The following is a 9,413-nucleotide window of genomic DNA, read 5'->3' on the forward strand; positions in this document are numbered from 1 at the left end:
CCCCCACCCGCCGCCGCCGAGCGAGTCGAGCGTGCCGCCGACCAGCCCGAGGGGCACGAGGAAACCGGTGCGGACGCGGCCGCGGAACTCGGGCCGACGCCCGCCCAGGGCGAGGAAGCGGTACAGCACGTACAGGCCCAGCGCGAGCAGGATCGCGCCGACGACCGGGGTGGCCGCATCAGCGGGGAGGCTCGACAGCACGGTCGCCCCGGCGAAGGCGCCGATCGCGCCGGGGACAGCGAGGACGCGCACGATCCGCCAGTCGACGTTGCCGAGTTTGTGGTGGGAGATCCCGGAGGCGAGCGTCGTGCCGATCTCCGCGAAGTGCACGGAAGCCGATGCCGCCGCGGGTGCGATACCTGCTGCGACGAGCAACGTTGTCGAGGTGACGCCGTAGGCCATGCCCAGCGAGCCGTCGATTAACTGGGCGATTGCGCCGACGAAGCCGAGGACTATCAGAGTTCTCATCGGGACCCTTTCTTGATTGTGTCGATTAAGTTTAGTGAAACACTAAACTTTTGAATCGCACGCTGTCTAGACCGACCTGTCTGCCCATCCGCCACCCGCGCCGTAGCGACGCCTCCTAGGCTGGAGCGCATGACCTCCTCGCGCACCCCGGACCAGCAGCTCGCCGTCGATCTCGCCGCGGAGGCCGGCCGCCTGCTCGTCGAGCTGCGCACGTCGGGCCCCACGGGGCGGGAGCTCGGCGATATCGGCGACCGCCGCGCCAACACCCTGCTGCTCGAGCGGCTCGCCGCGGAGCGCCCCCACGATGCGGTCCTGTCGGAGGAGTCGAAGGACGATCTCGCGCGCGTCGACGCCGACCGCGTCTGGATCATCGACCCCGTCGACGGCACCCGCGAATACGGCCTCGGCGATCGCCCCGACTGGGCCGTGCACGTCGCCCTGTGGGAACGGTCCGGCGACCCGGCGCGGTCACGCCTCACCGCCGCAGCGGTATCCTTGCCTGCGCTCGGGGTGGTGTTGGGGGTCGACGACGACGAGGTCTACGCCGCCTCGGTCGGCCATCACGGAGTAGACGGTGGGGGGCTCTTACCTCCGCGGACGGACTCGCGGCCGCGGATCGTGCTGTCGGCGTCCCGCCCTCCTGCATTCGCGGATGCGGTCGCCCGCGCGGTGGGCGGAGATCTGGTCCCGCTCGGTTCGGCAGGGGCCAAGACGGCGGCCGTCGTGCGCGGTGAGGCTGACGCCTACATCCATGCGGGCGGGCAATACCAGTGGGATTCGGCTGCTCCCGCCGGCGTGGCGCTGGCCCGCGGCTTTGTCGCATTGCGGGTCAACGGCGACCCGCTCGAGTACAACGTCGCGGACACGTACCTGCCGGATCTGGTGGTGTGCCGCGCGGAGCTCGCGGACGACATTCTCGGGGCAATCGCCTCGGCCTGACCTACGAGAAAACCCTGGCCTGCCGGATCGATGGTGTCCGGCAGGCCAGGGTTCGGTAGGCCATAGGGGAGTTGAGGCCGGGGCCCGTGTCCCCGCGGTTCGGCAGGGCCCGGCGTGTGACGAGCCCCTGTCGACGGTGTCGGTCAGGCCTCGGTGCCGACGTTGGGGCGTCCAGCGAGCTCGTCGTCGAGTCGGAGCAGTCCCGGGCCGTCGTCGCCGGTGTGCTCGAGGCGTCCCAGGATTTCGTCCACGGTGGCCTCCTCCTCGATCTGCTCGGCGAGGAACCAGTTGAGTAGCGGGTTCGAGTCGATGTCCTCGGCCTTGGCGCACGCCCGGTAGAGGTCACGGATCGATTCGGACACACGCCTCTCGTGCTCGAGGGCAGTCTTGAAGGTCTCCCGCGGATCCTCCGAGACGGTGATGTGTCCGGTGGAGATGTCCCCGATGCGCGGGTGGTTCCCACGGGCGTCCAGGTGGTCGATGAACTTGTTGGCGTGGACGATCTCCTCATCCGCCTGCCGCCGCAGCCACGAGGCCATCCCGGGCAGATCGGCCAGGTCCATCTCGATCGCCAACTGCCGGTAGACCAGGCTGGCTTCGAACTCCAGGGTGATCTGCGCGTTGAACTTGGCTTCCAATTCCTCGTTCAGCTTCATGTCCTTAAGGCTACGCCCTGCTCGCTGTGCGACGGCTGAAATCCTTGGGTACGGTGCACCGGTGACCGAGAACCATGACACGCCGGTGGATCGGGAGGGTGCGGCCGTCGGGCCGACATCCCCTGAGGTGTGGAGTCTGGAGCATCCGCGTCACGGCACCCTGGAGGTCGCGGTGGGTGACGCGGCCTCGTTGCGCACGGTCGACCCGGGTTTCCCCGAGGAAAAGAAGAAGGACGACGACAACGACGCCGATTCCGCGACTGCCGACTCCGATCCCGCGACCGCGCTGACAAGCAGTCCCGGGTTCGTCCTGCTGCGTGATGGCGGCCTGGTGGCGCGGGCCCGGAAGGTCGGTAATCACAAGGTGTCGATCACCGCCGACCCGCCGAAGCCTGACAAGTTCACCAGCAATCCCGCGGCGGTCTCCGGGCCGAGGGTGCTGATGCGCAGCAATGTGCTGGACACAAAAGTTCGACAGGTGACGTTCCGCGAGGGGTGGGAGGTGGTGCATTTCGATCCGCCGCCCGGGTCCGAGGCGGAGGCGCGGCTGGCCGACATCGCGGACTCGCCCTGGAAGCGGGTGCTCTATCCGATTGCCGGGGGCGTCGGAAAATCCGGCTGGGCGATCGCGATGATTGTGCTCATCCCGATCCTGGGGCGACTGATCAACCCGGTCATCGACTGGATCTCCGAGCGGATGCCGGACGTCGACATCCCGTGGCCCGACATCTCGTTGCCGAGTATCCCGTGGCCGGACATCACCCTCCCGTCGATCAACCTGCCCGAAGTGGACCTGCCGGGGTGGGTCGAGTTCCTGCTCGAGTACTCGAAGGTGTGGATCCCGCTGTTGATCGGCGTGGCTCTGGCCATGGTGGCGGTCCGCCATTCACGAAAGTCTCGCCGCATCAAGCAGGAATGGGAGGCCCAGCGCGCGGCGGACGAAGCGGGGGAAGACGAAGCCGAGTCCGACGACGAGCATTAAGCCGCGGAAATGCGAACCGGCCCGTCCCACGCAGGGCGCGGGACGGGCCGGTGAGTGCTCGGTGGCGTCAGTGGGTCACTTGTCGGTGAGCAGCGCCCCGGCGATCGCGAGCATGAAGGAGTCCTTGGCCAGGGACATGCCCTCCTGGCTCGGGCGGATGCCGTCGGACTCGGTCATGGCCGGGTTGCGGAAGTACATCGACAGCAGCCCTGCGGAGAAGGCGCCGAGCGCGGCGCCGGCGATCTTCTTCGGCACGAACGGGGTCAGCAGGCTCGCACCCACGCCGATCTCGGAGTAGGCGATGAACTTACCGAAGGTGTCGGGATCCATCTTGGCCATCGCGGGGATGCCGCTGGCGGCGAATCCCTGCATGCCCTGGGCGGCCTCGGTCGGCATGCCGCGCTTGCTCAGGCCGGAGTTGAGGACAAACGCGCCGGTGACTCCACGCAGGATGGCGTTGGACAGGCTCATGATGTGCTCCTTGGGGTCAGGTGGGGTTCACGGAATCTTCTAGTTGATACGACACTTTGGTGACGTGACATCAATCAGGGTAACGCACTTGGCGTCAGTTGCAATCCCGGCGGGCTGGAAGTGTGATCCATTCGATGATCCGTGTGCGGATTCGGCGGGTCGGGTGCGATCTCGAGCCGACGGTGGAAAGGTCGCCTGGTATGAGCACGAGTAGCAGTGACATCGCGGACAATTCGATCCCAGATTCGCATCCTGATGAGAATCCGACCACCGCAGCCACGGTCAGCAAGACTCGATCATGGAAGATCGGTTTGTCGCGGGCGCCGGGGGAGTTCTCCCGCGACCAGTGCACCGACCAGGCCGCCGGGCTGACCTACTTCGCCGTGCTCTCCCTGTTTCCGGCACTGCTCGCCGTCGTCTCTCTTCTCGGCGTCTTCGGACAGGGGGAGGCCACCGTCGATGTGGTGATGGAAATGATCGAGGGCGCGGCACCCGAGGAGACGCTCGCCGCACTGCGCGGGCCCATCGACTCGCTGGTCAACACCCCGGCAGCCGGATTCGCATTGATCGCCGGTATCGGCGGTGCTCTCTGGTCGGCTTCCGGTTACGTCGGGGCGTTCGCTCGTGCGATGAACCGGATCTACGGGGTCGAGGAGGGGCGCCCGTTCTGGAAGCTCAAGCCCTCGATGCTCCTTCTCACCGCCGCCATCCTCGTCCTGATCTGCATCGCCGGTCTGCTGCTGGTCATCAGCGGGCCCGTCGCCCGCTGGGTGGGTGACCTGATCGGTCTCGGCTCCACCGCGGTCATGGTGTGGGATATCGCCAAGTGGCCGGTCCTGGTGTTCGTGGTCGTCCTCATTCTCGCGCTGCTTTACGGGTTCGCCCCGAACGTCCGCAAGCCCAAGTTCCGGTGGCTCTCCCTCGGCGCGGTCGTCGGACTTCTGGTGTGGGTGCTGGCCACCGTCGGGTTCGGTATCTACGTCACCAACTTCGGTAGCTACAACGCGACCTACGGTTCGCTGGCCGGCGTCATCATGTTCCTGCTCTGGCTGTGGATCACCAACAACGCCTTCCTGTTCGGCGCCGAGGTGGACGCCGAGGTCGAGCGCGCCCGCCAGCTCCAGGCCGGCATGCATGCCGAGGAGGAGATCCAGCTCCCGCCGCGCGACTCCAGCGCCAGCGACAAGGCGGAGGAGAAGCTGCAGAAGACCATCGATTCAGCCGCCGAGGTGCGCCGCGAGGCGCAGGCGGAGCAGGCCCGCGACCGCTTCTGATCTGAGCCCCGCATCCCCGCCCCCGGCCCGCATCGAGAAGTGACTTCCGCGCACCCCGCTCCCGCGAAACGCGGGACGAACCCACTTCTCGACGCGGTCGGCAGGGCGGCTGGCAGGGCGGTCGGCGCGGGTGCGGGCGCGGCAGTCCGCCTTACGCGCCACCTCCGGCCACAATCGGTGACATGACTACCCGGGGCGAGAGCCGGACGATCGGGCGCCGATTGCGGATCGTCTGGCTGGTGCTCAGGCGCTCGGTGTCGGAGTTCCTGCGCGACCGCGGCCCCGACCTCGCCGGCTCCCTCACCTACTACGGCGTGCTCTCGCTGTTCCCAGCCATGCTCGTGGTCATCTCGCTGCTCGGGGTGTTCGGTCAGGGCGCGGCGACCGCGGACGCCATGATGGGCATGCTCGCCGACGTCGCCCCGGACGAGATCCTGGATCCGGTCCGCGCCCCCATCGAGTCGTTGGTCACCACGCCTGCCGCGGGGCTCGCGCTGATCGTCGGCACCACAGTCGCGCTGTGGTCCTCGTCGCGGTACGTGTGGGCGCTGGGCCGCGCCATGAACCGCGTGTTCGGGGTCGACGAGGGGCGGCCACTGTGGCGGGTCATGCCGGCCGGCCTCGGCCTGACGGCCCTGCTCATCGTGCTCGTCGCGTTCGGCGGCCTGGCGTTGGTGTTCACCGGCCCGGTGGCCGCGACGGTCGGCGGGTGGATCGGGCTCGGCAGTGCGGCCGTGCGGGCCTGGGAGTTGGCGATGTGGCCGGTCACGCTCGCGGCCGCGATCCTCGCGCTGGCGATGCTCTACCGTTTCGCGCCCAACATCTCCGGACGCAAATTCCACTGGGTGTCCCTAGGTGCGGCCGCGGCGCTGCTCATCATCGGTGTCGCCACCGCCGGCTTCAGCTTCTTCGTCGTCAACTTCGGCAACTTCAACGAGGTCTACGGCTCCCTGGCCGGCGTGATCATCTTCCTGCTGTGGCTGTGGCTGGTGAACATCGCGGTGGTGTACGGGGCCCGACTGGACGCCGAGGTGCTGCGGGTGCGGCAGTTGCGCGCGGGCCTCGACGCAGCTGAGGCGCTCCATGTGGTCCCGCGTGATACCCGCGCCAGCGATGCTCGTGACCGCCGCCGCGCGAAAATGCTCGCGGACTACCGGGCGCTCAGGCGCGAACCCTCCGGGCCCTCCGACCACACTGATTCCACGACGTCCACTGAGTCCTCCACGCCCCGTCCGTCCACCGAACCCGCCAAGCCTGCCAAAGCCGCCACACCCACGCGCGCCACCGAACATGTGGCGACCGGTCGCGCCGACGCGCAGCGGTAGGGTTGTGTCCATGCGCCTCGTCGTCACCGGGGGAGCCGGGTTCATCGGCGCCAACTTCGTCCGCACCGTCGCCCGCGAGCACCCGACGGCCCACATCACCGTCCTCGACTCCATGACCTACGCCGCCAACCGCGCGAGCCTGGAGGACCTGCTCGGCCCGGCCCCCGGCGGTGAAGAACCCCGTGACGACGACGACAACGCCACCATCGACCCCGCCGGCGGAGCCCCGCGTGCCACCGTCGAGCTGGTCGAGGCGGACTGTGCGGATGCCTCGGTCACCGATCAGCTGGTCGCCGAACTCACCGGCCCGGACGACGCGGTGGTGCATTTCGCGGCGGAGAGCCACAACGACAACTCGCTGGCCACGCCCTGGCCGTTCGTGCACTCCAACATCGTCGGCACCTACACGATCCTCGAGGCGTGCCGCCGCCACGATGTGCGGCTGCACCACGTGTCCACCGACGAGGTGTACGGCGACCTGGCACTGGACGACCCGGGCAAGTTCACCCCCGCCACGGCGTACAACCCGTCGAGCCCGTACTCGGCCACCAAGGCCGGTGCGGACATGCTGGTGCGGGCCTGGGTCCGCAGCTTCGGGGTCCGCGCCACGCTGAGCAACTGCTCCAACAATTACGGGCCGTACCAGCACGTGGAGAAGTTCATTCCCCGGCAGATCACCAACATCCTCGACGGCCGTCGCCCCCGCCTCTACGGAAGTGGAGCCAACGTGCGGGACTGGATCCACGTCGACGACCACAACGCGGCCGTACTCAAGATCCTGTCCCACGGCGATCTGGGCCGCACCTATCTCATCGGCGCCGATGGCGAGCGGTCCAACCTGGAGGTCATGCAGACGATCTGCGAGTTGATGGGCGTCGCGGGCACCGGCGGCAGCGCCGGTAGCGGAGGTGCGGGCGGCGGCAGCGGCGACCCGGGATTCGACCACGTCACCGACCGCCCCGGCCACGACCTGCGGTACGCGATCGACGCCACCGCCACGCGGGCCGAACTGGGCTGGGAGCCCCGGCACACCGACCTGCGCGAGGGCCTGCAGCAGACCATCGACTGGTACACCGCTCATCGCGACTGGTGGGAGCCGGTCAAGGAGCAGGTCGAGGCCAGGTACGCGACCACGGAGAAGGTGCTGTGAAGGGCATTGTTCTGGCCGGCGGCGCCGGCACTCGACTGCGGCCGCTCACTCTGGCCGCGAGCAAGCAGCTCATGCCGGTGTACGACAAGCCGATGATTTATTACCCGCTGTCGACGCTCATGCTGGCGGGAATCCGCGACATCCTGGTCATCACCACCCCGGAGGATGCGCCGCAGTTCCGGCGGCTTCTCGGCGACGGCTCGCAGTTCGGGATCACGCTGAGCTACGTCGAGCAGGCCGAGCCCAACGGGCTGGCGCAGGCGTTCGTGCTGGGCGCGGACCACATCGGCGACGAGCCCGTGGCGCTCGTGCTGGGCGACAACATCTTCTACGGCCCCGGCATGGGCACCCAGTTGCGCCGGTTCTCCGACCTCGACGGTGGCGCGGTGTTCGCCTACCAGGTGTCCAACCCGCAGGAGTACGGGGTGATCGACTTCGACGCGCAGGGCCGCGCGGTCAGCCTCGAGGAGAAGCCCGAGAATCCGGCCTCGGACTTCGCGGTCCCGGGCCTCTACTTCTATAGCGCGGACGTGGTGGACGTGGCCCGCGGGCTCGAGCCGTCGGCGCGCGGCGAGTACGAGATCACCGACATCAACCGCCACTACCTGCGCGAGGGCCGACTGCAGGTCGAGGTGCTGCCCCGCGGCACCGCCTGGCTCGACACCGGCAGCCACGACTCGCTGCTGGATGCCGGGAATTATGTCCGCACGATCGAGGACCGCCAGGGCCTGAAGATCGGCTCCCCGGAAGAGGTGGCCTGGCGCATGGGATATATCGACGACGACGAGCTCGCCGCGCGTGCACAGGACCTGCTCAAGTCTGGTTACGGCGCCTACCTTCTGAACATCCTCCGCCGCGAGCAGGGGCGCAGGCCGTGACGCCGGCGGACGGGACCGACTGGGAGACAGGCCCGAGCGGTCTGCCGCGCATCCTCGTGACCGGGGGCCGTGGCCAGCTCGGGCGGTCGCTGGGCAAGTCCGCCCGCGGCAAGGCCGTCGCCCTGGGCAGCGATGAGCTCGACATCACCGACCCCTGGTCCGTCGCGTCGGTGCTGGATGCGTACGCGCCGGAGGTCGTGATCAACGCCGCCGCCTACACCAACGTCGACGGCGCGGAGTCGGATGAGGACGGGGCGGCCATCGTCAACATCGACGGCGCCCGGAACGTGGCCCAGGGGTGCGCCGACCGCGGCATCCGGATGATCCACATCAGCACCGACTATGTGTTCTCCGGCCAGGTACCCGGCGGCGTTGACCCGGCGACCGCGCCCGGGCTGCAGCCGCATGACCCCACCGGACCGGTCACGGTGTACGGCCGGACCAAGCTCGCGGGGGAGCGTGCCGTGCACGAGGAGCTGCCGGAGGCGACGATCATCCGGACCGCGTGGCTTTACACGGGCGCGTGGCGGGTGCTCGAGAACCACCCCGGCAGCGACTTCGTGGCCACCATGATCCGGCTGGAGTCCGAGCGCGAGACGCTGAACGTCGTCAACGACCAGTGGGGATCGCCCACAGACGTCTCCACGCTGACCTCACAGATCCTCGAGATGCTCGCCGCGGAGAAGGCCGGCCGGATCGACACCAGCGGCAACATCCACCACGTCACCGACGCGGGCCGCGCCACCTGGTTCGACCTCGCCCAACGGGTTTTCCGCCAGCTCGGCGCCGACCCCGAGCGGGTGCGTCCCTGCAGCAGCGACGAATTCCCCCGGCCCGCACCCCGCCCCGCATTCTCGGTCCTCGCCGACACTGCCTGGCGGTCGCTGGGACTGTCACCCCTCGATGACTGGACCAAGAGTCTCTTCCGCGGGATGGTCTACTTCGCGTCGGTACGGGAGACGGAGGCCGAGCAGGTGCAGGCGAAGCCGTCTGCGGGGGCGGCGGGGACGTTGTCGTCGTCGTCCTCATCGGATTCGGTCAGCCCCGCCGACGGTGACGGGCACTCGTTCGGTGATTCTGGTGACTCCGGCGGTTCCGGCGGTGACGCGCCGCGGTGAAGCGACACGTCCGACGCGCGGCGGTGGTGACCGTCGTGCTCGCGGTGACGGGCGCCGCCGCACTGACCGCGTGGGGCGCCTTCCTCCTCCAACCCCGCGCCGACGAGCTCGCCCCCGCCGACGCGGTGGTGATGCTCGCCGGCGCCGACGAC

At 68.7% G+C, this 9,413-nt stretch carries 10 protein-coding genes; 7 read left to right on the plus strand and 3 right to left on the minus strand.

Features of this window, described 5'->3' with window-relative positions; translation table 11 throughout:
• Positions 1–468, minus strand: a 468-nt coding sequence (locus G6016_RS05720) for a sulfite exporter TauE/SafE family protein (RefSeq protein WP_182631723.1), incomplete at its 3' end; no start/stop codon positions are given.
• 129 nt (positions 469–597) lie between these two features.
• Between G6016_RS05720 and G6016_RS05725 the strand changes: the two genes are divergently transcribed.
• Complete coding sequence (locus tag G6016_RS05725) at positions 598–1,407, plus strand: 3'(2'),5'-bisphosphate nucleotidase CysQ (protein WP_182631724.1); 810 nt, start codon at positions 598–600, stop codon at positions 1,405–1,407.
• A gap of 143 nt (positions 1,408–1,550) precedes the next feature.
• Here the strand turns inward: G6016_RS05725 and G6016_RS05730 are convergent, their stop codons facing one another.
• The gene (locus G6016_RS05730) at positions 1,551–2,063 is read right to left on the minus strand and encodes a ferritin (protein ID WP_182631725.1); all 513 of its coding nucleotides are present in this window, start codon (positions 2,061–2,063) and stop codon (positions 1,551–1,553) included.
• Positions 2,064–2,124: 61 nt separating this feature from the next.
• Between G6016_RS05730 and G6016_RS05735 the strand changes: the two genes are divergently transcribed.
• Positions 2,125–3,045 carry a hypothetical protein gene (locus G6016_RS05735; RefSeq protein ID WP_182631726.1) on the plus strand — a complete coding sequence of 307 codons (921 nt, stop codon included), beginning with the start codon at positions 2,125–2,127 and terminating at the stop codon, positions 3,043–3,045.
• Positions 3,046–3,120: 75 nt separating this feature from the next.
• Here G6016_RS05735 and G6016_RS05740 read toward each other — a convergent pair whose 3' ends face one another.
• Positions 3,121–3,516: a hypothetical protein gene (locus G6016_RS05740; protein ID WP_182631727.1), complete on the minus strand. Its 396-nt coding sequence runs from the start codon at positions 3,514–3,516 to the stop codon at positions 3,121–3,123.
• Between the two features lie 200 nt (positions 3,517–3,716).
• Here G6016_RS05740 and G6016_RS05745 point away from each other — a divergent pair, with 200 nt between their 5' ends.
• From G6016_RS05745 to rfbD, 5 genes are all read left to right on the plus strand, one after another.
• Positions 3,717–4,790, plus strand: coding sequence for a YihY/virulence factor BrkB family protein (locus G6016_RS05745; protein WP_182631728.1), 1,074 nt, complete (start codon positions 3,717–3,719; stop codon positions 4,788–4,790).
• Positions 4,791–4,972: 182 nt separating this feature from the next.
• Positions 4,973–6,115 (plus strand): YihY/virulence factor BrkB family protein, encoded by a 1,143-nt coding sequence (locus tag G6016_RS05750; protein ID WP_182631729.1) that lies wholly within the window; start codon positions 4,973–4,975, stop codon positions 6,113–6,115.
• A gap of 10 nt (positions 6,116–6,125) precedes the next feature.
• The gene (locus tag G6016_RS05755; RefSeq protein ID WP_182631730.1) at positions 6,126–7,265 is read left to right on the plus strand and encodes a dTDP-glucose 4,6-dehydratase; all 1,140 of its coding nucleotides are present in this window, start codon (positions 6,126–6,128) and stop codon (positions 7,263–7,265) included.
• The gene (gene rfbA, locus G6016_RS05760; protein ID WP_182631731.1) at positions 7,262–8,143 is read left to right on the plus strand and encodes a glucose-1-phosphate thymidylyltransferase RfbA; all 882 of its coding nucleotides are present in this window, start codon (positions 7,262–7,264) and stop codon (positions 8,141–8,143) included. Before G6016_RS05755 ends, rfbA begins: the two co-directional genes overlap by 4 nt.
• Positions 8,140–9,261, plus strand: coding sequence for a dTDP-4-dehydrorhamnose reductase (rfbD, locus tag G6016_RS05765; RefSeq protein WP_338403535.1), 1,122 nt, complete (start codon positions 8,140–8,142; stop codon positions 9,259–9,261). Before rfbA ends, rfbD begins: the two co-directional genes overlap by 4 nt.
• Positions 9,262–9,413 lie beyond the last annotated feature (152 nt).

It is taken from the genome of Dietzia aerolata (genome assembly GCF_014144865.1).
Lineage (GTDB): Bacteria > Actinomycetota > Actinomycetes > Mycobacteriales > Mycobacteriaceae > Dietzia > Dietzia aerolata.

Excerpts from the sequence above, each read along its gene's own strand:
- G6016_RS05725 (WP_182631724.1), top strand. The coding sequence starts at position 598 with ATGACCTCCTCGCGCACCCCGGACCAGCAGCTCGCCGTCGATCTCGCC.
- G6016_RS05730 (WP_182631725.1), bottom strand. The coding sequence starts at position 2,063 with ATGAAGCTGAACGAGGAATTGGAAGCCAAGTTCAACGCGCAGATCACC.
- G6016_RS05740 (WP_182631727.1), bottom strand. The coding sequence starts at position 3,516 with ATGAGCCTGTCCAACGCCATCCTGCGTGGAGTCACCGGCGCGTTTGTC.
- G6016_RS05745 (WP_182631728.1), top strand. The coding sequence starts at position 3,717 with ATGAGCACGAGTAGCAGTGACATCGCGGACAATTCGATCCCAGATTCG.
- G6016_RS05750 (WP_182631729.1), top strand. The coding sequence starts at position 4,973 with ATGACTACCCGGGGCGAGAGCCGGACGATCGGGCGCCGATTGCGGATC.
- G6016_RS05755 (WP_182631730.1), top strand. The coding sequence starts at position 6,126 with ATGCGCCTCGTCGTCACCGGGGGAGCCGGGTTCATCGGCGCCAACTTC.